Genomic DNA, 25,358 nt, shown 5'->3' with positions numbered 1-25,358 from the left:
TGCGGGCATTCCGTCGTTGCGACCGGCTTTCCAACTGGACCCCGGCCTGCGCCGGGGTGGTGTACATCAAGCGATAAGACCCGCGCTATCCTCGACATCCCCCCGAGGATCGCTACCTAGACGGCGATGGCACTCGACCCCCTTCCCGATCTCCAGCGCATCTTCGGCTTTCCTGATTTTCGTGGCGTGCAGCGCGATGTCGTCGACCGCGTGCTTGCGGGGCAGCGGACGCTGGCGGTGATGCCGACCGGGGCTGGCAAGTCGCTGTGCTACCAGTTGCCGGCAACGATGCTCGAGGGGACGTGCGTGGTCGTGTCGCCGCTGATCGCGCTGATGCACGACCAGTTGCGCGCCGCGACCGCGGTCGGGATCAAGGCGGCGACGCTGACGAGCGTGGATACCAATCGCGAGGAGACGATCGCGCGGTTCCGCGCGGGCGATCTCGACCTGCTGTACGTGGCGCCCGAGCGGGCCTCGAACGAGAGCTTCCGCAACCTTTTGTCTCAGGCGAAGCTCTCGCTTTTCGCGATTGACGAGGCGCACTGCGTCAGCGAATGGGGGCACGATTTCCGCCCCGACTATCGCCTGTTGCGGCCGCTGCTCGACAGCTTTCCCGACGTGCCGCGGCTGGCGCTGACCGCGACCGCGGACGCGCATACGCGCGCGGACATCCTCGAGCAGCTGGGGATCTCGCGTGAGGGGCTGATCGTGTCGGGGTTCGACCGGCCGAACATCCGCTATGCGATTTCGGCGCGCGACAACGTCAACCGGCAGATCGCCGACATCCTCGAGAAGATCCCGGGGCCGGGGATCGTCTATGCGCAGACGCGCGCGGCAACCGAGAAGCTCGCCGAGGCGCTGGGGCGCAGCGGGCGGCCGACGCGCGCCTATCATGCCGGGCTCGATCCGCAGGTGCGCGCGAAGAACCAGGCGGATTTCGTCGCGAGCGAGGACATGGTGATCTGCGCCACCGTCGCGTTCGGGATGGGGATCGACAAGCCCGACGTGCGGTTCGTCGCGCATGCCGGGCTGCCGAAATCGATCGAGGCCTATTATCAGGAGACGGGGCGCGCGGGGCGCGACGGCGATCCGGCGATCGCGCATCTGTTCTGGGGCGCGGAGGATTTCGCGCGCGCCCGCCAGCGGATCGGTGAGGTCGAACCCGAGCGGCAGGCCGGCGAACGCCAGCGGCTGACCGCGATGGGCGGGCTGGTCGAGACCGCGGGGTGCCGGCGCCGCATCCTGCTCAAGCATTTCGGCGAGGACAGACAAGAGGATTGCGGCAATTGCGACAATTGCCTTGGCAATGTCGATGCGGTCGACGCGACCGAGACCGCGCGGAAATTCCTGTCAGCGGTGTTCCGGACCGGGCAGATGTTCGGCGTCGGCTATATCGAGGGGATCCTGACCGGGGTGTCGAGCGAGCGCAGCCTGATGAACGGGCATGAGGCGCTGTCGGTCTACGGGATCGTCGAGGGCGACGAGGTGGCGCTGTTGAAACCCGTATCGCGCGCGCTGATGCTGAAGGATGCGCTGCGGACGAACCCGCACGGCGGCCTCGAATTCGGGCCGGCGGCGAAGGCGATCCTGAAGGGCGAGGCGGCGCTGTCGGTGATCGTGCCGCCCAAGCGCGAGCGACGGCGCAAGGCTGCACCGGGCGCGGTGCCGAACCCGGTCGACGATCCGCTGTTCGAGGCGCTGCGCGTATGCCGCCGCGATCTGGCGAAGGACGCGGGCGTTCCACCCTATGTGATCTTCCACGATTCGGTCCTGCGTGACATGGCGGCGCAGCGACCCGCATCGCGCGCGGCGCTCGCGGTGCTATCGGGCATTGGCGCGCGCAAGCTCGACGCCTATGGGGATGCCTTTCTGGCAGTTATCCGCGAGTCCGCATGATCCGGCACATCAACGAAAGCATTTCGGTCGCGCCGCAGATCGCGGTCGAGCACGTCGCGGACATTGCCGCGGCGGGCTTCAAGACGATCGTCAACAACCGCCCCGACGACGAGGATGCGGGCCAGCCTTCGGGCGACGCGATCCGTGCGGCGGCGGAAGCGGCCGGCCTGAACTATGTCGCGATCCCGGTGACGCATGCGGGTTTTTCGCATCCACAGATCGACGCGATGACCCAGGCGCTGACCGAGGCCAAAGGCCCCGTCCTCGCCTATTGCCGGTCGGGCACACGGAGCTGCAATCTGTGGGCGCTGGCCGCGGCAAAGGCGGGGCGTAATCCCAACCTGTTGCTCGCGCAGGCCGAGGACGCGGGCTATGACCTGCGCGGGATCCGCCCGATGCTGGACGCGCTCGCAGGGCCGCGATGATCCCGATCGCGCTCGGCCCCGCGGTGATCGGGGCCGCGGTCGCGGCATTGGTGGCGTCGGTCGGCGGTATCGGCTGGGCAACGGCCCGGAAACGGCGCGTGATACGGATCGAGACCGCCGAGGAGGCCGCCGAGGCGGCGCAGGCGCAACTACCGGGCTTTGCCGTGTCGGGCGCGGTGGTCGGCGCCGATGGGCGCGGCGCGCTCGCGGTCGCGGATGATGGCCGTGTCGCCGCGGTCAAGCGTGTCGGCAAGCGGATCGCAGTGCGCGAGGTCACCTGGCGGACGGTGCGCGCGACGCAGGAAGGAATCCTCGTCGAGACCGGCGACCGGACGCTCGGCGCGGTGATGCTCTCGCGGGTCGACGTGCTCGATATCCGGCGGCTGGCTCCCAGGAACATCGGCGTCTAGCGGCCACCCTGCCGGCACTACGATCAACACGCAAAAAAAGACCCGGTGCGTTGTGCGCACCGGGCCAGGTTGTCCGCAGGAGGAACATCGTGGGTGCGGGCTCGGGCGGCCCGCTACCGAACTGGATCAGTTATAGGCACGCTCGCCATGCTCGCCGATGTCGAGACCCTCGACCTCGACTTCGGGCGAGACGCGCAGGCCGGTGACCGCCTTGGCGATCAGGATTGCGATCACGGTGCCGACCGAGGCCCAGATGATCGTGACGAGAACCGCCTGGATCTGCACCAGCAGCTTGGCACCGATCGCATAGTCGGCGGCACCCGGGCCACCGAGCGACGGCGCATAGACCACCGCAGTGCCGATCGCGCCGACCATGCCGCCGATGCCGTGGATGCCGAACGCGTCGAGCGAGTCGTCATAGCCGAGCAGCGGCTTGATCTTCGACACCGCCATGAAGCAGATCAGCGAGGCGATCGCGCCCAGCACGATCGCGCCGAACGGGCCCGAATTGCCCGCCGCCGGCGTCACCGCGACCAGCCCCGCGACGATGCCCGAGCAGAAGCCGAGCGCCGACCCCTTGTGACCCGACAGCCGCTCGGCGAGCATCCAGAACAGTGCTGCCGACGCGGTCGCGACGAAGGTGTTGATCATCGCCAGTGCAGCCGACCCGTTCGCCTCGAGCGCGGAGCCGGCGTTGAAGCCGAACCAGCCCACCCAGAGCAGCCCGGTGCCGATCCCGGTCATCACCAGCGAATGCGGCGCCATCGGCTCCTTGGGATAGCCGATCCGCTTGCCGAGCATCAGTGCGGCGACCAGCGCGGAAACGCCCGCGTTGATGTGGACGACGGTCCCGCCGGCAAAATCGAGCGCGCCAGCCTTGAAGAAATAGCCCGACGCGGCCCAGACCATGTGCGCGATCGGGAAATAGACGATCGTCAGCCAGACCAGGCCGAACACCATCACCGCGGAGAATTTCATCCGCTCGACGACCGAGCCCAGCACCAGTGCGATCGTGATCGCGGCGAAGGTCATCTGGAAACAGACGAAGACATATTCGGGAATTTCGACGCCCGCGGTGAAGGTCGCCGCCTGCGAGGCCGGGGTGATCCCCTTGAGGAATGCCTTGTCGAGGCTGCCGATGAAGTTGCTGAGCAGCGGATTGGTCACGTCGGGACCGAAGGCCAGCGTATAGCCCCACATCACCCAGATGAGCATCGCGAGTGCTGCGACCGCGCCGATCTGCGTCATCGTCGAGAGCATGTTCTTCGACCGGGTAAGACCGCCGTAGAACAGTGCGAGACCTGGCAGGATCATCATCAGGACGAGGATCGTCGAGGTCATCATCCAGGCGGTATCGCCCTTGTTGACGGTGGCGACGACGGGCGCGGCCGCGGGTGCGACGACCGTCTGCGCAAAGGCGGGCGCGGCGGCGACCAGCGCGGCACCGAACCCCAGAACCGCCGCGGCGGCTGTCTTCATGTCATGCTTCATCGTGTCCCCCTCCCCTCAGAGCGCCGAATCGTCGGTTTCGCCGGTGCGGATGCGCACCGCCTGGCTGACGTCGACCACAAAGATCTTGCCATCGCCGATCGCGCCGGTGTTGGCGGATGCCTGGATCGCCTCGACCACGCGGTCCACCAGGCTCGTCGCGCACACGACCTCGACCTTGATCTTGGGCACCATGTTGGTCGTGTATTCGGCCCCGCGATAAATCTCGGTCTGACCCTTTTGCCGGCCGAACCCCTTGACCTCGGTGACCGTCATGCCCGCCACGCCGAGCGTGGTGAGCGCTTCGCGCACCTCGTCGAGCTTGAACGGCTTGATGATGGCAATGACGAGTTTCATCGCGCCCCTTCCCCTTGTTACGGCGAACACCATGCAACGACCGTGCCAGTTTACCGGCAAGGTGCGGGACGGGGCGGGAACGGGGTGCCGGATGCGCCGGGCCGCTAGAAACTGTGCAACGCGGGACAATTGCCTGAAAAACGGGCAGCGCGCCGTCGGGCAGTTTTCCGGTCAGCGGTCGGGGATGATCGCGCGCGCCTCGGCGAAATCGTCGGCGTCGACCATCACGCGGACCGGGATCAGCAGATCGCTGCCGTCGCCGATCGCCATGTCGCCGTCGAACACGATCGCGGCAATGCCCTCGCTTTCGAGCCGACCGGCGATGATCAGCGCCTCGTTGCGGCTGTAGCGGCCAAGCTCGGCGAGACTCATCGGGCTGCACCGGGCGCGGCGGGTGCGATGGTCGGTACGCGCGTCGGTAGGCCGTCGATGCTGCGCGGGTGTTCGGCCCATTCGGCGAGCCGTTCGGCATCGCTCTGCCCGGCATGATATTTGGAAAGGGTCTGGCGTTCGCGATCGAGCGTCATGACGGGCACGCCCCAACCGCAGCTCGTCTGCACCTGATCGACCGCGATCTCGAAGATCTGCCGCGTACCCGGCAACGGCGTGAACTGCGCATAGAGCGCGTCCCAGCGATCGTCCTGCGGCAGCACCGCGGTGCCGTGCCCATAGATGCGGAAGATGAGCGCGGGGCGGTCGAACGCGCAGAACATGATCGTGATGCGTCCGTCGGCAGTGAGATGCGCATTGGTCTCGTTCCCCGAGCCACCGACGTCGAGATAGGCGACGGTGTTAGCGTCGAGCACGCGGAAGCTGTCCATGCCCTTCGGGCTGAGGTTGATCCGCGCACCCTCGGCCGCGGTCGCGACGAAGAACACGGGCTGGCGTTCGACGAACGCGCGGTGCGCGTCGGTAAGGGCGGGGAAGAAGTCCATGGCAACACCCTATCAGGACCACCGCTCAGACGCGAACGGTGAACCGCTTTTCCAAGCCACTGAAAACGCGATTTGCGAATCGGTCGCAACGCTATTGCAAATCAGTCGCGACAACAGTAGCGAGCCGGAAAGGGGTTTTTCATGTCCGAACGTCGCTTCGCCCGCCTGCTGCTAGCCGGCACCATTCTCACGGCCGCGCTGTCCGCAACACCGGCCTGGGCCGGGTCCGTGTCGGAGGACACGACCCCCAACGCGTCTGTGGCAGCCGCAACAAGCACCGACGAGTCTGACGCGTCCGACGCGTCCGAGCCGCAGGATCACGGCGTGATCGTCGTGACCGGCGAGAAGGCAACGACGATCGCGTCGTCGGGGACGAAGAGCGCAACGCCGATCGTCGAGACGCCGCAGTCGATCAGCGTGATCAGCGCCGCCGATATCGCCGGTCTGGGGCTGCAGAACCTCAATCAGGCGCTGCGCTTCGTCGCGGGCGTGACACCCGAGACGCGCGGTGCATCCGCCGAGGTATACGACCAGTTCAAGCTGCGCGGGTTCGACGCACCGGTCTATCTCGACGGGCTGCGCCAGTTCGGCAGCGCGACCGGCTATGCGGTGCCGCAGGTCGACGTGTCGCGGCTCGATCGGGTCGAGATCATCAAGGGCCCGGCGTCGGTGCTCTATGGCCAGTCGAGCCCGGGCGGTCTGGTCGCGGAGGTCAGCAAGCTGCCGCTTGATCGCGCAACCTATGGTGCGGTCAGCGGCACCTATGGCACCTACGACCTATACCGCGTCGACGCCGATATCGGCGGGCGCGCAGGGGACGGCGTGCTGTGGCGCATCTATGGCAGCGCGAATGGCGCCGACGATCAGCAAACGCAGGGTCAGGGCAAGCGCGAACGCCAGACGATCTCCGCCGCGGTGACCGCCGGCGCGGGCAGCAGCACCAGCTTCACGCTGCTCGGCGCCTATTCGCACGATCCGTTCAATGGCAATTACGGGGTGTTCCCGACGCTCGGGACGCTGATCGACAACCCGGCAGGCAAGATCTCGACCAAATTCTATGGTGGCGAGCCCGGGGACTTCTTCCGTCGCGAACAGGCCGCGCTGACCTATATCTTCAATCACGATTTCGGTAGCGGCTGGGCGCTGCGCTCGTCGGGGCGCTATCAATATGTGAAGAGCCGGATGGGGCTGGTATATACCAGCGGACCCGCGGTCGATCCGCTCGCGGTAGCGCCGACGCTGTATGCCCGGTCCTCCTATTCGACGCGGGAGCAACTCAACAACTGGACGTTCGACAATCAGCTGACGGGCAAGGTCGTCACTGGCCCCGTCACGCACAACCTGTTGTTCGGGGTCGACCGTCAGGTCGCGCATTCGGCGGGGCTCTCGGCCTTTGGCGGCGGGACGCCGATCGACGTTTTCAACCCGGTCTATGGGACGATGCCCACGCCGCAGACGCCAGCCGATGTCCAAGCGTCCTTCGGCATCGGTTCCGCCAATGTCCGTCAGCGTCAGCAGGGGATCTATGCGCAGGACCAGATTGCGGTCGGCGGGCTGCGCGTGACGCTAAGCGGGCGCCAGGACTGGGCCCGCCAGGCGCGCGACGGGCTGGCACAGGAGGACGACAAATTCACCTGGCGCGCGGGCGCGCTGTACCTGCTGCCGTTCGGGCTTGCGCCCTATGCGAGCTACTCGACCTCGTTCGAGCCGCAGAATGCGCGCCTGCGCGACGGCAGCCTCGCCCAGCCCTCGCTCGGCAAGCAGATCGAGGCGGGGGCGAAATTCCAGCCGACCGGTACCGCGATCCTGGTCACCGCGGCCTGGTTCCGGATCGAGCAGACCAATGTCGTCGTCAACTATCCCGACTTCACCGCGGACCAAGTCGGCAAGGTCCGGTCGCAGGGTGTCGAGGTCGAGGCGAGCGCGCCGCTGCCCTACGGGTTCAACGCCAAGCTCGCCTATAGCCGCCAGCGCGTGAAGAAGGTCGAGGACGTCGTTGCCGCCAATATCGGCCTGCCGCTCGCGACGGTCGGGCGCGGCGGGATTTCGGCGAACCTCGAATGGGCACCGACCGAGGGGCCGGCGTCGGGCTTCGCGATCGGCGGCGCGGTGCGGCACGTCGACAAGACCTATGCCGATTTCTATTCGGACGGCGTCGCGCGCTATTCACCCGCCTATACGGTATTCGACGCGCTGCTGCGCTACGATCTGGGCAAGCTCAGCCCGCGGCTCGCCAATGTCGATCTCGGCGTCAACGCGCCCAACCTGTTCGACAAGAAGTATCTGACGAGCTGCTTCGCCAACTATGCCTGGTGCTGGTACGGCAACCGCCGCACGGTGCAGGCAACGATCGGGTATCGCTGGTAACGGGCCGCTCGACCCTGCGCGGGCGGTTTATGCGCAGGTCGATGGCACATCTTGGCGTGTCGGCCGTTCAGCGGTCCGAGCGCATTCGTTCCGGATGCCGTCCAGCATAGGAGTTTAGCATGAACACGACGACCTTGAAGGGTGAAGGCCAGGATCTGCTCGGTTCGGTGAAGCAGGCAGCAGGCAATGCAACGGGCGACAGCTCGCTCCAGGCCGGCGGCGTCGCCGACCAGATCGCAGGCACCGCGAACAAGGCGATCGGCACCGCGACCGACACCGTCGCACCGCTCGCCGACAAGGCGCGTGCGTTTGCCAAGGATCGTCCGTTCGCCACCGCGGCGCTGGTCGGCGTCGTCGGCATCGCGCTGCTCAACACGCTGCGCGGCAAGTGATCAACCGGGGCCGCGTCCGCGCGGCCCCGCTGGTCGGAGGATCCCGGCGGTGTCGGCATGGGGTGACCGCCTCGTGAGTCGACCCGCCGGCCTCTGGATCGGTACCAATCGCGGCGGGCTGCACCCACTGCGACACGGCGATGGCTGGTCGACCGGCGCGCCCTATCCTGACGCGATAAACGTGTCCTTCGGCGTGCATTCGCCGCGCCATGACCTCCATTATCTCGTCGACGAGCGCGATGACGGCGCGATCGGCTTGTATCGCGCGACCGCCGACGGCTGGCGACAGATCGTCCGCGTGGCGGTCAATGGGGACGCGCCTTGTCATCTCGCGCTGAGCCACAACCACAACCTGCTCGCCGTCGCCAATTATGCGAGTGGGAGCGTGTCGGTCCTAGATCTCGACGCCGACGGCCTGCCGAACGCGCCAGCCCATGTCTTTGCCCATAAAGGATCGGGTCCGAACCGCGAGCGTCAGACGAGCCCGCATGCACACTGGGTCGGGTTCGACGCCGAGGATCGCTGGCTTTATGCAACCGATCTGGGGACGGACGAGATCCGCGCCTTCGCGGTGGCGCCGGCGCCGGGCGGCAACCGTGTCCGGGCGGCCGGAACAGCCTTTCACGCACCAGCGGGATCGGGGCCACGCCATCTGCTGCTGCATCCGCATGTCCAGCGCGTGGCGTATCTTGCCAGCGAACTGACGAACACGCTGACCGTTTTGGTCGGCGGCGAGGGTCGGTTCTCGGCGACCAGGACCGTGTCGACGCTGCCCGAAGAGTATGAGGGTCCGAGCATCGTCGCGCATCTGGCGATCAACACGGCGGGGGACCGCCTCTATGTCTCCAACCGTGGGCATGACAGCATCGCGGTCTTCGCGCTCGACGCGAAAGGCGACCCGCGGCTGATCCAGCATGCGCCAGCGGGGGCGGCCTATCCGCGACACTTCGTGCTGTTGGAGGACGAGGGCCTGATGGTCGTCGCGAACGAGAAGGACGAATGCGTGACGCTGCTGCCGATCGACGCGGACGGGCTACTCAGGCCGCATGTCGCCCGGGTCGCGGTTCCGGGGGCGGCGTTCGTCCTGCCCCTCTAGGCTGCGCGTCTGCGCTCAGCGATAGGCGAGCGTCCAGCCGGGCGGCAGATAGTCGGTCGACATGTAATAATAGAAGAGGCAGCTGCCATCGGCGCGGTAGGTGCCGCCCTTGACGAGGCCGAGCGCGACCTGGCCTATGAAGACCGGCGCGCCGCTGTCGCCTGACTTGCACGTCGGCCCTTCGACCGCGACCCAGGTCGGCAGGCATGCGCCGCCGCACAGATCACCGGCGGGGGCGAAATCGACCATCGCGACCGGCGCGCAGCTATAGCCGGTCCGCTCGCCGCGGTGACAGACGAAGTCGCCCGCGCGCGTGCTGGTCCGGTTGCGCCATGTCGCGACGGTCCTGAGCCGGGTCTTGGCGGTATCGGCAAAGAAGGCGGGCAGCCGTGGCGCAGTCGCCGGCAGCGCGGGCGCGCGGTTGATCTGGACGTCCTGATACCCCCAGCCCCATTGGCCGACATAGGGCAGCGCGATCGCCCGCCGCTCCGCGCCCGCCGGCGGCCGCCCGACATAATCGAGCGTGTCGGGACAATGCGCGGCGGTGGCGATCGCATCCGCGACGCCATCGGTGACGACGAATCCCGTCGTGCAGACATAGCGCCGCCCGTCGACCGTCCCGACCACCCGCCCCCCGCCCGCGACGTCCGGCATCACGGTCACGACGTCGGCAGGCGGGATCGTCGCCACAGGGATCCCGGGCGCTGTGGCGCCCGGCGTGGCTGTTATGCTCGTCTGAAGCGCCATCGGCAGCATCGGGCGATCGCTGGCTTCGATCCGCACGGGAACGCCGGTCATATCGGCGAACTTGGCGGTGAGCGCGCCGTCCCGGTCGAGTGCGAGGTCCGCGGTCGCGACCATCACGACAAGCATACCCGTCCGCTGATCCGCACCGATGCCGGGGGGGTGCGGAAGCGCGGCGCGGATCGCCGCCTGGAAGGTGCGGATCTGGCCGAGGATCCGGTCGAGTGTCGCCGCCGCGCCGGTCCGGAACACCAGCGGGACGCTCATCCCCCCTGCCTCGACGGCGCGGTCCGCGACCGGATCGGTGCCGGTCAGCAGCACCACGATCCGGTAGGCCGGGTCATGCTCGACCGCGATGCCGGCAAGGCGATCGGCGAATTCGAGGCGCAGCGCGTCGGTGACGGGAATCGTCGCCGCCTGCGCCCGCATCCGGTGGAGCGCGACATCGAGCGGCACGCCGAAACGCCGCGCATATTCCGCCGCGTCCTGCATCGCCGCATCGACGGGGAGCTGAAGTTGCAGGGCATCGACCGGCGCGATCGGTGACGGGGCGGGCGGTGACGGGACGATTGGCGACGGGGCGGACGGTGCGACACTGGTTTGCGCCGCGCCGGATGGTGCCGGGAGCCACAATCCCGCAACCAGCGCTCCGGCCAGCCCAGCCTCTATCCATTTCGCTGTCATGATCGGCAAACGTCCAGTTTCGGGGGCCAGCACCGGGTCGCGGACCGTGCGCCACGACCGCCCCTGACCCCGACCCCGCCTAGCGCACCGGCGCGGTGTCGCGCGAGACGGATTTTAACGCGCGTCGCGCGCACGCCCCCGCGGGATCGCCGCCATTGTGCCCTAGGTTCGGCGGTGCAGCACTGCGCTGCGATTACAAAGGAATGCCACAGTGACTCTTGCTTTACCCGCCCGACATTTCTCGCCGGCCCCGCGACCCGCAACCGCGACCACAGCCGGGATCGCGGCCCCCGCCCCCACCCCACCGCTATTCGCGCTCGACCAGCTCGAGGTGACGTTCGACCCGCAGGCCGACACGCTGTGGACCTATATGCGGCCAAGGACGCGGCCGAGTTTCAACCCTGCGCTGCTCGCGGACTTTGGTCAGTGGCAGGCTGATATCCACAGCGCCCACACCTCCGGGGCGATGCCGATTCGCTATCTCGTGCTCGGCTCGCGATTCCCCGGCGTCTTCTCGCTCGGCGGTGATCTCGACCTGTTCGCACAGCATATCCGTGCCGGTCACCGCGAGGCGCTGGTCCAATATGGCCGCGCCTGCGTACAGATCCTGCACCGCAACCTGCGCGGCCTCGACCTGCCGATCGTGACGATCGGTCTGGTCGAGGGCGATGCGCTGGGCGGCGGGTTCGAGGCGCTGCTGTCGTTCAACGTCGTCGTCGCCGAACGCGGCGCGAGCTTCGGGCTTCCCGAGACCGTGTTCGGGCTGTTCCCCGGCATGGGGGCGCACTGCTTCCTGTCGCGGCGTCTCGGCGCGGCGCGGGCCGAGCAGATGATCCTCAGCGGGCGCAACTACAGCGCGGAGGAGCTCTATGATCTGGGTATCGTCCACGCACTCGCCGACCCCGGCCAGGGCCGCCGGGTGGTCGAGGACTATATCCGCCAGAACCGGCGTCGCCACAGCGGGCATTGCGCGATCTACGAAGCGTCGCGCGCGGTCAATCCGCTGGCGCTCGACGAGCTCGAGGCGGTGGTCGACCTGTGGGCGGACGCCGCGTTGCGCCTCAGCGAGGGGGATCTCAAGCTGATGCGGCGGCTCGTCGCGGCGCAGACCCGTCTGCTCGACAAGCCGAAAGGCTGACGGACATCGCCCCCGGCCCTCAGGACAGCGCACGCATCCTGGGGGTTTCGTCGGCAAGCAGGTTCGCCACCTGGCTTGCCGACATCGGGCGCGCGAGCAGGAAACCCTGCACCGCGGTGCAGCGGGTGCGACGCAGCTGCGTGAGCTGGGTCTGCGTCTCGATACCCTCGGCGACGGTCTGCATGCCAAGCGTCGCGGCAAGATCGACCACCGTCTGGATGATCGCCATCGACGCGGGATTGTCGTCGAGCGCGGTGATGAACGACCGGTCGATCTTGAGCGTCTGGAACGGAAATTTGGTGAGATAGCCGAGCGACGAATAGCCGGTGCCGAAATCGTCGAGCGTGGTGCCGACCGCCATCCGGTTGATCGCCGACAGCGCCGCCAGCGATGCGTCGATATCGTCGAGCAACACCGATTCGGTCACTTCGAGATCGAGCCGCCCCGGCGCGAGCCCGCTGGCGTCGAGCGCGTCCTTCAGCACCTTGGCGAGCCCGGGCGACAGGAGCTGGATCGGCGACAGGTTGACCGCGACACGCACCGTGTCCGGCCAGTCCAGCGCGTGACGGCAGGCCTCGCGCAGCACCCAGGCACCGATCTCGACGATCAGCCCGCTCTGCTCGGCGATCGGGATGAATTCGGCAGGCGACACGCTGCCGTGGCACGGGCTGTCCCAGCGCAGCAGCGTCTCGCACGACAGGATGCGATGCGTCGCCAGATCGAAGATCGGCTGGAAGGCGAGCCACAGCTCGCCGCGCGCGATCGCGCCGTGCAGGTCGCTGGTCAGCGCGCGCGTCCGTTCGATCTTCTCGTCCATCACCGGTTCGTAGAAGCAGAAGGCCCCCCGGCCGCTTTCCTTGGCGCGGTAGAGTGCGAGGTCGGCATGTTTGAGCAGCGTGTCCGCGTCGCCCCCGTCGATCGGTGCGATCGCCACGCCGAGCGAGGCGCCGACCGTCAGCCGGCGTCCGGCATAGGCCACGGGCTGTGCGACGAGGTCAAGGATATGATCGGCGATCGTGCGGGCATCGTCGCGCGCGCCGATCGCGCAGACGACCGCGAACTCGTCGCCGCCCAGCCGCGCGACGATCGCGTCACCGGCCACCCCGATGGTGCCGCCATCGGTGACGAACGCGGTCTGGAGCCGCTGCGCAACCTCGGTCAGCAGCACGTTGCCCGCCAGGTGACCGAGCGAATCGTTGATCTCCTTGAACCGGTCGAGATCGATCCAGTGGATCGACAGGAGCTCGCCGGTCGATTCCAGCCGGTGCAGCCGCCGCTCGAACCATTCGCGAAACGCGGTGCGGTTGGCGACCCCGGTGAGGTCGTCGCGTCGCGCGAATGCGGCGTGATGTTCGGCGAGCGCGGTCTTTTCACTCGCCGCGATGGTTGCGCCGAGGATGGCCTCATAGGTCTGCAGCGTGATGTCGATCATCGCCAGCACGAACAGGATGATGACGATCGCAAGCACGGCGTTGAGCGGCTCACCCGACAGCAAAAGCCCCGCCGCGAGCGGCAGCGACGCGAGGCAAAGCTGCGCGAGCGCGATCGTCGGCCGACCCGCATTGCGTCCGGCAATCCCCGCCGCATAGCCGATCGCCGTCGTCACCGAGAGGAGATGAAGCACGCCGTCCGCGGTCCGGGTCAGCGTCAGCAGCCCGAACATGCCGAGCAGCGCGGAAAAGGCGAAGGCGCCGATGCGGTAGTAAAACTCCCACTGTCCTGCCCGGGGGCGCTCGGCGGCACCCCGATCGACAGCAAATACGTCAGCGGCCTGTTGATCGGGCACGCGCTGGACGATGCCGATGATCCGCAGTGCGGCAACCAGCCCGATCAGCACCGCGAAGCCGGCAAGCCAGCGATCGCCACTGGTGACAGCCACGACCGTGGCGATACCCGTGCTCGTCAACGCACCGATCACCAGCGACTTGGGTGAGGCATAGAGCGAGGTGACCAGAGTCGCCCGGACGTCCGCGGCAACCGCGTGATCCGAGTGGCGAAGCTGCCTCAACCGGGTAATGAAATGCGTCATGGCACCTTCGAACAGACTGTAACCGTAGGGTAAAGCGGTTAAGCAAACGCTACGATCCCGCGCGCGGGCGGTTCGCCGCAATGGGGTTCAGCTTCGACCGGGTGTCCGCTAGCAGGGATAATGATCCCAATCGCACCGCGTTCCGATACGCCCGGCCTGCTGGCCGCCCTTGCACTGTGCGCCATGCTCGCCGGCTGCGGCACGACGCGCTACCGCCCGGTCAGCGACTATCCGGTCAAGATCGGCCGCCCTTACAGCGTGCGCGGCACGACCTACCGGCCCGCCGATCTGCCGGGCTATGACGCGGTCGGCATGGCGAGTTGGTATGGCCGGGAATCGGGCAACCAGACTGCGAACGGCGAACGGTTTCGTGTGAAGGGCATTTCTGCCGCGCATACCGTCCTGCCGCTGCCAAGTTATGTCGAGGTCACTGCGCTCGACACCGGCCGGACGATCCTGCTGCGGATCAACGACCGCGGGCCGTTCACGCCCTCGCGGCTGATCGACCTGTCACGCGGCGCCGCCCGGCTGCTCGGGATCGAGCGCCTCGGCCGGGCCGCAGTCCGCGTCCGCCGCGTCGAGCCCGATGCAAAAGACCGGGCGCGGCTACGGGCCGGCAAGCCAGCATCAGCGAGACCCGATGCCCCGCCCGACGAACTCGCCGCGCTGCGCGCGCGGCTGACGGATCAGTCCTTCCAGGCCCAGTAGAGCTGCGCCGGGGGCACGTTCCACCATTCCATGTCGTGATCGATCGATTCGAAATGCGGGGTGAGGAAGTCCTTCACCTTCGGGCTGAACTGATAGACCAGGAACGCACCGCCGCTGCGCAGCACCGAATGCGTGCCGGCCGCGATCGCCGGACCGACGCCGGGGGGCAGCGTCGAAAAGGGCAGGCCCGAAAGGACATAGTCGGCCGATTCGAAGCCGTGATCGGCGACGATCTTTTCGACATCGGCGGCCGAGCCGAGCACCGCCGAAAACCGCGGATCGGTGATCGTGTGGCGCAGATAGCGGATGAAATCGGGGTTGGTGTCGATCACGATCAGCGTCGCGTCGGGCGCCATCCGGTCGAGAATCGGGCGGCAGAAGGTGCCGACGCCGGGTCCGTATTCGACGAACACCTTGGTGTTGTCCCAGTCGACCCGGCCGAGCATCTTGCGGATCAGCTTGTCCGAGGACGGCACGATCGAGCCGACCATGACAGGGTGTTTCAGGAATTCGGTGAAGAACATCTGCCACGGGGAGGGCACGCCGGCGGGGCGGGTGCGCGCGCGCCGGGCGGCTGTGGTCGGACTGGGCATCGTGTTCCTTACGATCAGGGATCCCGCGCGCACGCGAGGCTTTAAGCCCCCCGTCGCACGGATTCCAAACGTGTTTCAAGGCCTGCGGGTTGCATCACGCGACGAACCGCACCGAACGCGACCAGTGCCCGGTGCCGCAACCCGCGCTTGCCAACCCCCGGGCTTGGCTTAAGCATTGGGCATGCACGACGATCGGACGGGCCAGACGGCGGTCATTTTCATGTCGAACCGTAACGGCACCGACCCCGCCGGCTATGCCGCGGCCGCCGCCGCAATGGAGGCGCTCGCCGCGACGCAACCCGGCTATCGCGGGATCGACAGCGTGCGCGACCAGGCCGGGCTGGGGATCACGATCAGCTATTGGGCGGACGACGCCGCGGCGATCGCGTGGCGCGACGATCCCGACCATGCCGCGATTCGCGACCGCGGGCGCGCGCTCTGGTATGACCGCTACCGCGTCACCGTCGCACGGGTCGAGCGCGACTATGACTGGGCGCGGCCATGACCGGTACTGGTCGCGAGGATGCGCGGATCGATCGTCGCTTCGCGCTGATGTTCCTTGTCATGCTGACGATCGCCGCGGGCAATACCGCGCTGCAATCGGTGCTGCCCGCGCTCGGCCGGTCGCTGGGCGTCGCCGACAGCGCGGTGGCAGGCGCGTTTTCGGTGTCCGCGCTGCTCTGGGTGATCGCCGCGCCGTTCTGGGCGAACCGGTCCGACCGGCATGGGCGCCGCGCAATGATCCTGCTCGGCATCGGCGGGTTCAGCGTGTCGCTGACGCTGTGCGGGCTGTTCCTGATGGCCGGGATCAACCACTGGATCGGCGGGACCGCGGCGTTCGGCTGCTTCATCGCCGGGCGGCTGATCTATGGCGCATTCGGTGCCGCCGCCCCGCCCGCGGTGCAGGCGCTGGTCGCGGGCGAGACCACGCGCGCGGAGCGGACGCGTGCGCTGACCCTGCTCGCCTCCGCCTTCGGGCTCGGCACGATCCTGGGGCCGGCGATCGCGCCCTATCTGATTCTCGGGTCGGTCGGTGGACTCGAGGTAGGGCTGGCGGGCCCCGCCTTCCTGTTCGCGCTGTTCGGCGTGGCGGTGTGGATCACGGTGCGGCGGATGCTGCCCGACGACCGGATCGTCGCGCCACATGAAGATACGCACGGCGCAAGCGCGTCCTATCCCTCGATCGGCGGCGCGCCGAGCGGGGCTTCGGTCACCGCCGCGACCCAGTCGCATGTCGAACAGGTCGGCTATACCGATCCGCGCATCCGCGCCTGGATGATCGCCGGTCTGGTCATGGGGCATGCACAGGCGATGACCGGGCAGGCGATCGGGTTCCTGGTGATCGACAGGCTCAACCTTGCGCCCGCACTCGCGCTCGAGCCCACGGGGATCGTGCTGATGATGGGCGCAGGTGCAGCGCTGCTCGCGCAATGGGGAATCATTCCGCGGCTCAACCTGACCCCGCGCCAGCTCGTGCTGACCGGGCTGGTGCTGGCGGCGGTGGGCACCGCGCTGACGGGGATCGCGACCTCGCTCTACACGATCGCGACCGCCTATGCGCTGGCGAGTCTCGGTTTCGGCTTCACGCGGCCGGGCTTCACCGCGGGCGCCTCGCTCGCGGTCGGCGCGAATGCGCAAGGGTCGGTGGCGGGCAAGGTGACCAGCATCAACGGCGCGAGCTTCGTGCTCGGCCCGTCGATCGGGGTCGGACTGTACGAGGCGCAGCATTCGCTGCCCTATCTGGTCGCGGGCGCGGCTTGCGTGGTGTTGATCGGCTATGCCTGGGCGACGTTGCGCGAATCGCCGGGCGTCACGCCGGCCTGACCGGACCGGCGGCCGTCGCCACCCCGGACCGGGTCCGGGGTGGCGGGATGCTCAGTCCTTCTTGCCGGGGAAGGCGAAGCCGATCGGCTGGATGGCGGTCGCGTCCTGTTTCAGGCGGGCGGCCATCTGCTCATACTCACGCTCGGTCTCGGGCGTGACGCTTGCGCGCGATTCCTTAAGCGCATTGTCGAAATCGGCCATCGTCACGTCGGTCGAATCGATCGAGCGACGCAGCGCGACCAGGCCTGCGCGGCGGACGACGTCCTCCAGGTCCGCACCCGAGAACCGGTCGGTGCGGTCCGCGAGACGATCGAGATCGACGTCGGACGCGAGCGGCATCTTTTGCGTCTGGATGCCGAGGATCCGGCGGCGCCCCGCTTTGTCGGGCACGCCGACATAGACAAGCTCGTCGAACCGCCCCGGGCGAAGCAGCGCCGGGTCGATCAGATTGGGGCGGTTGGTCGCGCCGATCACGACGACCGACTGGAGCTCCTCCAGACCGTCCATCTCGGCGAGGATCGTGTTCACCACACGTTCGGTCACCTGCGGCTCGCCCGCCCCGCTGCCGCGGGCGGGCACCAGCGAATCGAGCTCGTCGATGAAGATCACGCAGGGTGCGACCTGACGCGCGCGCTGGAACAGCCGGGTGATCTGCTGCTCGCTCTCGCCATACCATTTGCTGAGCAGGTCTGACGATTTGGTGGCGATGAAATTGGCCTCCGCCTCGCGCGCGACCGCCTTGGCGAGCAGCGTCTTGCCGGTGCCGGGAGGGCCATAGAGCAGGAAGCCCTTGGCCGGGCGGATGCCAAGCCGCCGGAACGCGTCGGGATTCTTGAGCGGAAGCTCGACGCCCTCCTTCAGCCGCATCTGCGCGTCGTCGAGCCCGCCGACATCGGCCCAGCGCACGGTCGGCGCCTGGACCATGACTTCGCGCATCGCCGATGGCTGGACGCGCTTCAATGCGCCGAGGAAATCCTCGCGCGTGACCGACAGGTCGTCGAGCACCTCGGGCGGGATCGTGCGTTCCTCGAGGTTGAGCTTGGGCATGATCCGCCGCACTGCCTCGATCGCCGCCTCTCGCGCCAGCGCGGCGAGATCGGCACCGACAAAGCCGTAGGTCGTGCGCGCCAGCTCGTCGAGATCGACCCGGTCGCCCAAGGGCATGCCGCGCGCATGGATGCCGAGAATCTCGCGGCGGCCGCGCTCGTCGGGAACGCCGACGACGATCTCGCGGTCAAACCGGCCGGGACGCCGCAGCGCCTCGTCGATCGCCTCGGGACGATTGGTCGCGGCGATCACGACGAGATTGGCGCGTGCCTCCAGCCCGTCCATCAGCGTCAGCAACTGCGCGACGAGACGCTTTTCCGCCTCGCCCGACACCTGCCCGCGCTTGGGTGCGATCGAATCGATCTCGTCGATGAAGACGATCGACGGCGCGGCCTTGGCGGCTTCCTCGAACACCTGGCGCAGCTTGCCTTCCGACTCGCCATAGGCCGAACCCATGATCTCGGGACCGTTGATCAGGAAGAACTGCGCATCGGATTCGTTGGCGACCGCGCGTGCGAGCCGCGTCTTGCCGGTGCCGGGGGGGCCGTGCAGCAGCACGCCCTTGGGCGGATCGACGCCCAAGCGCTGGAACAACTCGGGATAGCGCAGCGGCAGCTCGACCATCTCGCGCAATTGGTCGATCGTCTGCGCCATGCCACCAATATCGTCATAGGTGACGTCGGCGCGGCGTGCGTCCTGCGGCTCCTCATATTCGGGGCGCAGCTCGATCTCGGTATTCTCGTCGATATGGACGACGCCCTTGGGGCTGGCGGCGATCACCGCGAGGCGGATCTCCTGCAGCGCATAGGCAGGCGCGTTCATGAACTGCTGGACGCCCGCGGGCATGTTGCCGACGCGCTGATGCCCCGCGGTCGCGACGATGTCGCCCTGGCAGATCGGCCGGCCGAGGAATGTGCGCTTCAACGCGTTGGTCGAGCCCTGGAGCCTGAGATTCTGCTGTGCGGGTGCGAAGACGACGCGCGTCGCGGGCTTCGATTCGGCCTTGCGCACCTCGACGAAATCGCCCGAGCCCACACCCGCATTCGCGCGCTGGAGCCCGTCGATGCGCAGGATGTCGAGCCCCTCGTCCTCCGGATACGGCCCGACGGCACGCGCGGGCGTGTTCTGCTTGCCGAGGATCTCGATCACGTCGCCCTCGCCGATGCCGAGCGTCGCCATCAGCGCGCGCGGCAGATGCGCCAGGCCGCGGCCGCTGTCCTCGGGACGCGCGTTCGCCACCTGGATTTTCCGCGTCGGGGTTTCGCTATCGGGCATCTCGACTCCTTCAAACTCGAAGCGTGTCAGATGGGGGGCCGCCGCCGGGCTTGCGAGGACTTGAAAAGACAAAAAAAAGGGCCGGCCAATAAAGGCCAGCCCATGAAAGTTTTTAGGAGAGGATGCCTGAAAGGCGAGGTCTTTTTGCGTCGAGGCGGTTCATGTTGCAAGTGCGAATGGATCCGCTACGATTGCGCTAACTGCAATCGTAGGCTTCAATGCGGCCAATGATGCGGATCACATGCATCGAGTCGGGTAAGGGAGTCGGGGAGGAATCATGCGGAGGCTGCCGCCACTCGGGGCTATCGAGGCGTTCGTCCAGGTCGCGCGGCTGGGCTCGATCAAGGCCGCCGCGGAGGATCTGGCGCTGTCCGCGCCCGCGCTCAGCCGGCGCGTGCAGAGCCTCGAACGGTTCATCGCCAAGCCGCTGTTCGCACGCCGGCATCAGGCGATGGTGCTGAACGCCGACGGCGAACGCCTGCTCGCGCAGATCGCGCCGGTGCTCGATTCGCTGTCGGATGCGGTCGAATCGATGACCAGCACGACCGAGGTGCTGCGGCTGCGGCTGGGCATCCTGCCGCTCTATGCGTCGCAGAAGCTGTTCCCGCGGCTCGGCGAACTCCGCGCGTCGCATCCCGAACTGCATCTCGACATCGATACCGCGGCGCATCTGGTATCGCGGCTGGGTGACGGGCTGGACGCGGTGATCGCGCTGTCGCGCGAGATCGATCCGGCCTTCTATGCGCGGCGGCTCGATCGCAATTCGGTCTATGTTATCGGTGCGCGCACCCTGCTCGACCGCGCCGATCCGATCACCCGACCCGAACAGCTCTCGACGCTGACCGCGCTGGTCCACCGCGACATGACGGATACGTTCACCGCGTGGCGGACGGCGGCTGGGCTCGACGATATCGAGCCGCTGGCGATCGATCATTTTGATTCGGGGGCGCTGATGCTCGAAGCGGCGGCGCAGGGGCTGGGCGTCGCGTTCATGCATGCCAGCCATTTCGAGGATGCGAACGATCCGCGGCTCGTGCGGCTGTTCGAAATCGAGGTGGAGAGCCCGTACAGCTATTGGTTCGTCTGCCGCCCGCGCGCGCTGCAGGCCAAGCCGGTCAAGCTGTTCCATGACTGGCTGATCAAGACGCTAGCGGAAGTTTAGCGAGGCACAGCCTCCGCTCGGATACCGGATGTACGGTTGAGAGAGGGTCAGGGCAGCAACCGCGACGCGCTTCTGACTTCAAGCGCGTCGCGGCTAAGCCGCGCCGTCGGACGGAGCTTTGCTCCGCCGGCCGGCTTCGACTGTCTCCGACGCAGCTTCGCTGCGCCGGTGCAGTCTTCAGCTCAGGCTGCGCGTGCCTTCACGATCTTGCCGGGCTGGCGCGGCGGCTCGCCCTTGGGGAGCGCGTCGATCAGCTCCATGCCGTTGGTGACTTCACCCCAGACGGTGTACTGCTTGTCGAGGAAGCGCGCGTCGTCGAACACGATGAAGAACTGCGAGTTCGCCGTGTCGGGCTGGTTGGTGCGCGCCATCGAGCACACGCCGCGGACATGCGGCTCGGCCGAGAATTCCGCCTTGAGGTTCGGCTTGTCCGACCCCGACATGCCGGTGCCGGTGGGATCGCCGCCCTGCGCCATGAAGCCGGGGATCACGCGGTGGAACACGACGCCGTCGTAGAAGCCGTCATTGGCCAGCTCGACGATGCGCTCGACATGCTTCGGGGCCAGATCGGGGCGCAGCTTGATCGTCACGTCACCGCCGTCGAGGGTCAGCGTCAGCGTTTCGGGGGTATCGGCCATTGGGTCTTCTCCTGAATTGATGCGCGGCAGATAGGGATCCACCCCGCGACTGGCAAATGCATGCGCAGCGCGTTAGGGCCCAAGCGCACGCTTTTAAGGGAGGCAGCCATGAGCGAACTCGAGCTTCCCGAGGTCGAAACCGAGACCCAGCCCGAAACCCAGCTCGATCGTGACGACCGGTTGCGGCCCGAGTTCGTCCGCGCCGTGCTCGACGCGGTCGAGGACGGTGACAATGCGGCAGCACGCGCGCTGGTCGAGCCGCTGCACCCCGCCGACATCGCCGATCTGTTCGAGCTGACGCCGCAGGAGGATCGCGCGGCGCTGGCGCGCGCGGTCACCGATCTGCTCGACGGCGACGTGTTCGCCGAGATGAACGATTATGTCCGCGAGGATCTGATCGACGCACTCGAGCCGCACCAGGTCGCCGACCTTGCCTCCGAACTCGATACCGATGACGCGGTCGCGATCATCGAGGACATGGACGAGGACGAGCAGCGCGCGGTGCTGCGCGCGCTCGATCCCGATGATCGCGCCGCGATCGAGGAGGCGCTGAGCTACCCCGAGGAATCCGCGGGCCGCCTGATGCAGCGCGAGCTGATCGCGGTGCCCGAGCACTGGACCGTCGGTGACGCGATCGATTATCTGCGCGGTCACGAGGAGCTGACGACCGATTTCTGGGAAATCTTCGTCGTCGACCCCGCGCACAAGCCGATCGGCACGTGCCAGCTGTCGTGGATGCTGCGCACGCCGCGCGGGATTGCGATGGCCGATGTGATGAAGCGCGAACAGACGCTGATCCCGGTCGACATGGACCAGGAAGAGGTTGCGCTGCGCTTCCAGAAATATGCGCTGATCTCCGCCGCGGTGGTCGATCATGGCGGCCGGCTGGTCGGCATGATCACCGTCGACGACATCGTCCACATTATTTCCGAAGAGGCGGGCGAGGATACGCTGCGTCTGGCAGGGGCTGGCGACGGCGACATCAACGAACCGATCCGGCTGACGGTGCGGACGCGCTTCACCTGGCTGGTGGTCAATCTGGGCACCGCGATGGTCGCGTCGTCGGTCGTCGGGCTGTTCCAGGGGACGATCGCGAGCTTCGCATTGCTCGCGGTGCTGATGCCGATCGTATCGGGGATGGGCGGCAATGCCGGGACGCAGACGCTCGCGGTCGTGGTCCGCGCGCTCGCGACCAACCAGCTGACGAGTTCGAACACCAAGCGGATGATCGTCCGCGAATTCCGGATCGCCACGGCCAATGGCGTGATGCTGGGCACGCTGATCGGGCTTGGCACCTATGTGATCTTCCGCAACACCGACCTGTCGATCGTGATCGCGGCGGCGATGCTCACCAACAACATCACCGCAGGGCTTTCCGGCGTGCTGGTCCCGATCACGCTCGACAAGTTCCGGATCGATCCCGCGGTCTCGTCGGCGGTGTTCGTGACGACGATGACCGACACGATGGGGTTCTTCTCGTTCCTCGGCCTTGCCAGCCTGTGGGGGCTGCACGGTTGACGCTCCGGTTGACTGGCGCGGATTAGCGCCCATTTTCAGACGGATGCCGCTTCACCTCACCAAAGTCGCGTTCGGCGCGGACAGCGTCGACCATCTGGCGGAGCGCCTGCGGCTGCGCGGTGAAGAGGGCCCCGTGTTCCTCACCACCCGCTACCTGCCCAAGCGGCACGAGGAGGTGGCGGGGCCGGTCGGCGAAGGCGGCTCGATGTACTGGATCCTGAAGCACCAGCTGATCGCGCGGTCGCCGATCCTGGGCTTTGGCGAGGCGGAGGGCGGACGAGTCGCGATCCATATCGATCCCAAACTGGTGCTCGTTCAGGCACGGCCGAAGCGCGCACATCAGGGGTGGCGGTATCTGGAGGGCGCCGATGCGCCGCTCGATCTCGGCGGCGACGCAACCGGGCTCGACATCATGCCGCCCGCGCTGATGACCAAGCTCGCCGAACTCGCGCTGATCTAGCCTGCGCGCTTAGCGGCCGCAGATCACGGGGCCGGTGGCGGCGGCGCGGACCGTGCAGGCGGCGGTGCCCGCGACCGTGACCGATCCGGCCCCGCTGTTCGTCACCTGCGCGGTGCGGCGCGCCGAGGCGCGGGTTTCGCCGACGCCGTCCTGCATGACGACGAGATCATCGACGGCGAAAGCGGTCGCGTCGATCAGCCCCGGACCACTGACGGTCAGACGCGCGCGCGCACTGCGCCCTGCCAGCGTCATCCGCCCGGTGCCGATGACGGTGGCATTCAGCTGGTCCGCCTGCGCATCGTTCACCGCAAGACTGCCCGCACCGCTGACCGCGAGGTCCAGCCGCATCCCCTTCATGCGATCGATCGTCAGCCGCCCCCCCGCCACGACGCTGGCAAAGGCGAGTCGCGGGGTGGACAGCGTCACGATGACCGGGCGCTGCGCCCCCGTCTCGGGTCGCTCGCCCCAGCGGCTCGTGCTCCGCCGGACCGACAGCGTCGCACCGTCGACGCGGATCTCGACCGCCTCGGTCGCGTGCGGATCCCCCGAAACCTTCGCGCCGGGCGATCCCGTGACGAGGCGCACGTCGAACGGACCGTCGATCCGGACCCGCTCGAAGCTGCCCACCGATACGCTACGATCGGCCGCGGCCGCGGCGACGGGACAGGCAAACAGGAGCGGCAGGACAAGAAAACGGATCATCGCCCGATCGTTGCCGCTTCGACGCACCGACGCAAGCCGCGCGCGCAGCGGATCACGGTGCGCAGCGGACCGAGCCGGAGCCCATCTTGGACACGGTGCACCGTGCCGCGCTGCCCAGGTCGACATCGCCCGACCCCATCATGTCGACGGTGGCGGGGCCACCGACCACCGCGCGGACGCTGCCCGAACCGGCAATCTCGACCCGCGCGGAGCGGGCCTTGAGCCCGGCTGCGTCGACATCACCCGAGCCGGCGATCTCGACCGCCAGCGCCCGCGCGGATCCCACCGCCGAGACGCTGCCCGACCCCGCGATCGAGACCGCGAGATCGTCGACCTTCACTGCCGCGACCCCCAGACTGCCGGAGCCCGCGATATCAGCCGCGAATCGCGTTCCCTCGACCCGGTCAACGGTCATGTCCCCCGATCCCGATATCGTCGCCCCCGCCAGCCGCGGCAGCGTGACGAAGACCTTGACCTTGCCCGATCGGCCCCAGCCAAGATCCACATTCTTGCGCCGCCCGATCTCGAGCGTGTCGCCTTCCCGCTCGATCTTCAGCCGGTCGAGCAGCTCGACCGGTCCCTGGGCGCGCACCGAAAAGCCCGTGCCCACGCGGACATCGACGTCACTCGCACCGCGCAGGTCGATCGTGCTGAAATCGCTGACCATATAGGTGCGGGTCGTGCCGGTGCCGCTCGGCGATGCCCCCGCCCCGTCATCGTCCCCCGACCAGCTGAACGAGCAGGCGGCAAGCGGCATCATCAGACCGAGCGCAAGATACTTCATGGCATCCTCCTGTGTATTGCCCAAACAATACACCCGATCGGCGAGAGGCGGAAGCGGAATCCTTGGTGGTCATCGGCCGGCGGGCCAGAAACGCAAAAGGGCGGCCCCGCGGGACCGCCCTTGCGTCATCGAACGGAGCGCCAGCGGTCAGGCGGGCAGCTTGTCCTTGTTGTAGATCGCGGCGGCGGCGCGGAGGATGTCGAGGATCTTCTCCTGCGCCTTGGGCTCGTCAATCTCTTCCATCGCGGCGAGTTCGCGGGCGAGACGGCTGGTCGCACCTTCGAAGATCTGACGCTCGGAATAGCTCTGCTCGGGCTGGTCGTCGGCGCGGAACAGGTCGCGGACCACTTCGGCGATCGACACGAGGTCGCCCGAATTGATCTTCGCCTCATATTCCTGCGCGCGGCGCGACCACATGGTGCGCTTGACCTTGGGCTTGCCCTTGAGCGTGTCCATCGCCTCGCGCATGGTCTTGTCCGAGGACAATTTGCGCATGCCGACGCTTTCGGCCTTGTTGGTCGGAACGCGGAGCGTCATGCGTTCCTTCTCGAAACGGAGGACGTAAAGTTCGAGCGTCATGCCGGCGATTTCCGAGCGTTGCAGCTCGATCACACGGCCGACTCCGTGCTTTGGGTAAACGACGAAATCACCGACGTCGAAGGACAGTGCCTTGGCAGCCATTGGGG

At 67.5% G+C, this 25,358-nt stretch carries 25 protein-coding genes; 13 read left to right on the top strand and 12 right to left on the bottom strand.

All coding sequences use genetic code 11. The features are described from left to right. Positions 1-126: 126 nt before the first annotated feature. Genes recQ through ASE89_RS01375 form a run of 3 tightly spaced genes read left to right on the top strand, consistent with a single transcriptional unit; the run spans position 127 to position 2,731 of the window. On the top strand, positions 127-1,896 hold the full coding sequence (recQ, locus tag ASE89_RS01385; RefSeq protein WP_056673354.1) for a DNA helicase RecQ: 1,770 nt from the start codon (positions 127-129) through the stop codon (positions 1,894-1,896). Then, the gene (locus tag ASE89_RS01380) at positions 1,893-2,321 is read left to right on the top strand and encodes a TIGR01244 family sulfur transferase (protein WP_031394698.1); all 429 of its coding nucleotides are present in this window, start codon (positions 1,893-1,895) and stop codon (positions 2,319-2,321) included. The genes recQ and ASE89_RS01380 overlap by 4 nt, the downstream gene beginning before the upstream one ends. Continuing rightward, positions 2,318-2,731, top strand: coding sequence for a hypothetical protein (locus ASE89_RS01375; protein WP_056406723.1), 414 nt, complete (start codon positions 2,318-2,320; stop codon positions 2,729-2,731). Before ASE89_RS01380 ends, ASE89_RS01375 begins: the two co-directional genes overlap by 4 nt. A 126-nt stretch (positions 2,732-2,857) precedes the next feature. Here ASE89_RS01375 and ASE89_RS01370 read toward each other — a convergent pair whose 3' ends face one another. The 4 genes from ASE89_RS01370 to ASE89_RS01355 all read right to left on the bottom strand — a co-directional run bounded on the left by ASE89_RS01370 (position 2,858) and on the right by ASE89_RS01355 (position 5,511). Then, positions 2,858-4,210 carry an ammonium transporter gene (locus tag ASE89_RS01370; RefSeq protein ID WP_031394700.1) on the bottom strand — a complete coding sequence of 451 codons (1,353 nt, stop codon included), beginning with the start codon at positions 4,208-4,210 and terminating at the stop codon, positions 2,858-2,860. A 27-nt stretch (positions 4,211-4,237) separates the two neighbouring features. Next, complete coding sequence (locus ASE89_RS01365; RefSeq protein ID WP_031439291.1) at positions 4,238-4,576, bottom strand: P-II family nitrogen regulator; 339 nt, start codon at positions 4,574-4,576, stop codon at positions 4,238-4,240. A gap of 171 nt (positions 4,577-4,747) precedes the next feature. Beyond that, a complete protein-coding gene (locus ASE89_RS01360) occupies positions 4,748-4,948 on the bottom strand; it encodes a putative signal transducing protein (RefSeq protein WP_031439290.1) in 201 nt (66 codons plus the stop codon). Further along, positions 4,945-5,511: a pyridoxamine 5'-phosphate oxidase family protein gene (locus ASE89_RS01355; RefSeq protein WP_056673351.1), complete on the bottom strand. Its 567-nt coding sequence runs from the start codon at positions 5,509-5,511 to the stop codon at positions 4,945-4,947. Before ASE89_RS01355 ends, ASE89_RS01360 begins: the two co-directional genes overlap by 4 nt. A gap of 141 nt (positions 5,512-5,652) precedes the next feature. Here ASE89_RS01355 and ASE89_RS01350 point away from each other — a divergent pair, with 141 nt between their 5' ends. The 3 genes from ASE89_RS01350 (at position 5,653) to ASE89_RS01340 (ending at position 9,366) form a co-directional block, all read left to right on the top strand. Continuing rightward, entirely contained in the window at positions 5,653-7,878 is a 2,226-nt protein-coding gene (locus ASE89_RS01350) for a TonB-dependent siderophore receptor (RefSeq protein WP_056673348.1), read from the top strand. Between the two features lie 119 nt (positions 7,879-7,997). Beyond that, entirely contained in the window at positions 7,998-8,270 is a 273-nt protein-coding gene (locus tag ASE89_RS01345; protein WP_031396253.1) for a CsbD family protein, read from the top strand. A gap of 73 nt (positions 8,271-8,343) precedes the next feature. Beyond that, positions 8,344-9,366, top strand: coding sequence for a lactonase family protein (locus tag ASE89_RS01340; RefSeq protein ID WP_056673345.1), 1,023 nt, complete (start codon positions 8,344-8,346; stop codon positions 9,364-9,366). Positions 9,367-9,381: 15 nt separating this feature from the next. Here ASE89_RS01340 and ASE89_RS01335 read toward each other — a convergent pair whose 3' ends face one another. Next, positions 9,382-10,794 carry a hypothetical protein gene (locus ASE89_RS01335; RefSeq protein ID WP_056673340.1) on the bottom strand — a complete coding sequence of 471 codons (1,413 nt, stop codon included), beginning with the start codon at positions 10,792-10,794 and terminating at the stop codon, positions 9,382-9,384. A gap of 211 nt (positions 10,795-11,005) precedes the next feature. Between ASE89_RS01335 and ASE89_RS01330 the strand changes: the two genes are divergently transcribed. Beyond that, positions 11,006-11,932, top strand: a complete 927-nt coding sequence (locus tag ASE89_RS01330; RefSeq protein ID WP_056673337.1) for a crotonase/enoyl-CoA hydratase family protein — start codon at positions 11,006-11,008, stop codon at positions 11,930-11,932. Positions 11,933-11,951: 19 nt separating this feature from the next. Here ASE89_RS01330 and ASE89_RS01325 read toward each other — a convergent pair whose 3' ends face one another. Continuing rightward, positions 11,952-13,961 carry a putative bifunctional diguanylate cyclase/phosphodiesterase gene (locus ASE89_RS01325; RefSeq protein WP_056673334.1) on the bottom strand — a complete coding sequence of 670 codons (2,010 nt, stop codon included), beginning with the start codon at positions 13,959-13,961 and terminating at the stop codon, positions 11,952-11,954. 120 nt (positions 13,962-14,081) lie between these two features. Here ASE89_RS01325 and ASE89_RS01320 point away from each other — a divergent pair, with 120 nt between their 5' ends. Then, on the top strand, positions 14,082-14,669 hold the full coding sequence (locus ASE89_RS01320) for a septal ring lytic transglycosylase RlpA family protein (protein WP_082451178.1): 588 nt from the start codon (positions 14,082-14,084) through the stop codon (positions 14,667-14,669). Here ASE89_RS01320 and ASE89_RS01315 read toward each other — a convergent pair. Continuing rightward, positions 14,648-15,262, bottom strand: coding sequence for a class I SAM-dependent methyltransferase (locus ASE89_RS01315; protein ID WP_031394390.1), 615 nt, complete (start codon positions 15,260-15,262; stop codon positions 14,648-14,650). The genes ASE89_RS01320 and ASE89_RS01315 overlap by 22 nt on opposite strands. Before the next feature lie 181 nt (positions 15,263-15,443). Here ASE89_RS01315 and ASE89_RS01310 point away from each other — a divergent pair, with 181 nt between their 5' ends. Further along, positions 15,444-15,767, top strand: coding sequence for an antibiotic biosynthesis monooxygenase (locus tag ASE89_RS01310; protein ID WP_056673331.1), 324 nt, complete (start codon positions 15,444-15,446; stop codon positions 15,765-15,767). Continuing rightward, positions 15,764-17,086 carry an MFS transporter gene (locus ASE89_RS01305; protein WP_056673327.1) on the top strand — a complete coding sequence of 441 codons (1,323 nt, stop codon included), beginning with the start codon at positions 15,764-15,766 and terminating at the stop codon, positions 17,084-17,086. Before ASE89_RS01310 ends, ASE89_RS01305 begins: the two co-directional genes overlap by 4 nt. A gap of 51 nt (positions 17,087-17,137) precedes the next feature. Here ASE89_RS01305 and ASE89_RS01300 read toward each other — a convergent pair whose 3' ends face one another. Then, the gene (locus tag ASE89_RS01300; protein WP_056673324.1) at positions 17,138-19,408 is read right to left on the bottom strand and encodes a CDC48 family AAA ATPase; all 2,271 of its coding nucleotides are present in this window, start codon (positions 19,406-19,408) and stop codon (positions 17,138-17,140) included. 277 nt (positions 19,409-19,685) lie between these two features. Here ASE89_RS01300 and ASE89_RS01295 point away from each other — a divergent pair, with 277 nt between their 5' ends. Further along, a complete protein-coding gene (locus ASE89_RS01295; protein ID WP_037530034.1) occupies positions 19,686-20,570 on the top strand; it encodes a LysR substrate-binding domain-containing protein in 885 nt (294 codons plus the stop codon). A 182-nt stretch (positions 20,571-20,752) separates the two neighbouring features. On the opposite strand, the gene ASE89_RS01290 is transcribed toward ASE89_RS01295, so the two are convergent. Beyond that, positions 20,753-21,208 (bottom strand): peptidylprolyl isomerase, encoded by a 456-nt coding sequence (locus ASE89_RS01290; protein WP_031440995.1) that lies wholly within the window; start codon positions 21,206-21,208, stop codon positions 20,753-20,755. Positions 21,209-21,316: 108 nt separating this feature from the next. Here ASE89_RS01290 and mgtE point away from each other — a divergent pair, with 108 nt between their 5' ends. After that, positions 21,317-22,726 carry a magnesium transporter gene (gene mgtE / locus ASE89_RS01285; RefSeq protein ID WP_031440994.1) on the top strand — a complete coding sequence of 470 codons (1,410 nt, stop codon included), beginning with the start codon at positions 21,317-21,319 and terminating at the stop codon, positions 22,724-22,726. 43 nt (positions 22,727-22,769) lie between these two features. Further along, a complete protein-coding gene (locus tag ASE89_RS01280) occupies positions 22,770-23,186 on the top strand; it encodes a DUF1489 family protein (protein ID WP_037530035.1) in 417 nt (138 codons plus the stop codon). Positions 23,187-23,195: 9 nt separating this feature from the next. On the opposite strand, the gene ASE89_RS01275 is transcribed toward ASE89_RS01280, so the two are convergent. The 3 genes from ASE89_RS01275 to ASE89_RS01265 form a co-directional block, all read right to left on the bottom strand. Beyond that, positions 23,196-23,888 (bottom strand): GIN domain-containing protein, encoded by a 693-nt coding sequence (locus tag ASE89_RS01275; RefSeq protein WP_056673320.1) that lies wholly within the window; start codon positions 23,886-23,888, stop codon positions 23,196-23,198. Between the two features lie 52 nt (positions 23,889-23,940). Beyond that, the gene (locus ASE89_RS01270; protein ID WP_056673317.1) at positions 23,941-24,672 is read right to left on the bottom strand and encodes a head GIN domain-containing protein; all 732 of its coding nucleotides are present in this window, start codon (positions 24,670-24,672) and stop codon (positions 23,941-23,943) included. 147 nt (positions 24,673-24,819) lie between these two features. Further along, entirely contained in the window at positions 24,820-25,353 is a 534-nt protein-coding gene (locus ASE89_RS01265) for a CarD family transcriptional regulator (protein WP_031393647.1), read from the bottom strand. Positions 25,354-25,358: the final 5 nt, after the last annotated feature.

The sequence above is a fragment of the Sphingomonas sp. Leaf30 genome (genome assembly GCF_001422525.1).
GTDB lineage: Bacteria > Pseudomonadota > Alphaproteobacteria > Sphingomonadales > Sphingomonadaceae > Sphingomonas > Sphingomonas aerolata.
The sequence above is the reverse complement of the archived record's forward strand: the minus strand, read 5'-3'. Positions and strand labels throughout refer to the sequence as shown.

Coding starts and splice junctions, on each gene's coding strand:
- recQ (WP_056673354.1), top strand. CDS start 127: ATGGCACTCGACCCCCTTCCCGATCTCCAGCGCATCTTCGGCTTTCCT.
- ASE89_RS01380 (WP_031394698.1), top strand. CDS start 1,893: ATGATCCGGCACATCAACGAAAGCATTTCGGTCGCGCCGCAGATCGCG.
- ASE89_RS01375 (WP_056406723.1), top strand. CDS start 2,318: ATGATCCCGATCGCGCTCGGCCCCGCGGTGATCGGGGCCGCGGTCGCG.
- ASE89_RS01370 (WP_031394700.1), bottom strand. CDS start 4,210: ATGAAGACAGCCGCCGCGGCGGTTCTGGGGTTCGGTGCCGCGCTGGTC.
- ASE89_RS01365 (WP_031439291.1), bottom strand. CDS start 4,576: ATGAAACTCGTCATTGCCATCATCAAGCCGTTCAAGCTCGACGAGGTG.
- ASE89_RS01360 (WP_031439290.1), bottom strand. CDS start 4,948: ATGAGTCTCGCCGAGCTTGGCCGCTACAGCCGCAACGAGGCGCTGATC.
- ASE89_RS01355 (WP_056673351.1), bottom strand. CDS start 5,511: ATGGACTTCTTCCCCGCCCTTACCGACGCGCACCGCGCGTTCGTCGAA.
- ASE89_RS01350 (WP_056673348.1), top strand. CDS start 5,653: ATGTCCGAACGTCGCTTCGCCCGCCTGCTGCTAGCCGGCACCATTCTC.
- ASE89_RS01345 (WP_031396253.1), top strand. CDS start 7,998: ATGAACACGACGACCTTGAAGGGTGAAGGCCAGGATCTGCTCGGTTCG.
- ASE89_RS01335 (WP_056673340.1), bottom strand. CDS start 10,794: ATGACAGCGAAATGGATAGAGGCTGGGCTGGCCGGAGCGCTGGTTGCG.
- ASE89_RS01325 (WP_056673334.1), bottom strand. CDS start 13,961: ATGACGCATTTCATTACCCGGTTGAGGCAGCTTCGCCACTCGGATCAC.
- ASE89_RS01320 (WP_082451178.1), top strand. CDS start 14,082: ATGATCCCAATCGCACCGCGTTCCGATACGCCCGGCCTGCTGGCCGCC.
- ASE89_RS01315 (WP_031394390.1), bottom strand. CDS start 15,262: ATGCCCAGTCCGACCACAGCCGCCCGGCGCGCGCGCACCCGCCCCGCC.
- ASE89_RS01310 (WP_056673331.1), top strand. CDS start 15,444: ATGCACGACGATCGGACGGGCCAGACGGCGGTCATTTTCATGTCGAAC.
- ASE89_RS01305 (WP_056673327.1), top strand. CDS start 15,764: ATGACCGGTACTGGTCGCGAGGATGCGCGGATCGATCGTCGCTTCGCG.
- ASE89_RS01300 (WP_056673324.1), bottom strand. CDS start 19,408: ATGCCCGATAGCGAAACCCCGACGCGGAAAATCCAGGTGGCGAACGCG.
- ASE89_RS01295 (WP_037530034.1), top strand. CDS start 19,686: ATGCGGAGGCTGCCGCCACTCGGGGCTATCGAGGCGTTCGTCCAGGTC.
- ASE89_RS01290 (WP_031440995.1), bottom strand. CDS start 21,208: ATGGCCGATACCCCCGAAACGCTGACGCTGACCCTCGACGGCGGTGAC.
- mgtE (WP_031440994.1), top strand. CDS start 21,317: ATGAGCGAACTCGAGCTTCCCGAGGTCGAAACCGAGACCCAGCCCGAA.
- ASE89_RS01280 (WP_037530035.1), top strand. CDS start 22,770: ATGCCGCTTCACCTCACCAAAGTCGCGTTCGGCGCGGACAGCGTCGAC.
- ASE89_RS01275 (WP_056673320.1), bottom strand. CDS start 23,888: ATGATCCGTTTTCTTGTCCTGCCGCTCCTGTTTGCCTGTCCCGTCGCC.
- ASE89_RS01270 (WP_056673317.1), bottom strand. CDS start 24,672: ATGAAGTATCTTGCGCTCGGTCTGATGATGCCGCTTGCCGCCTGCTCG.
- ASE89_RS01265 (WP_031393647.1), bottom strand. CDS start 25,353: ATGGCTGCCAAGGCACTGTCCTTCGACGTCGGTGATTTCGTCGTTTAC.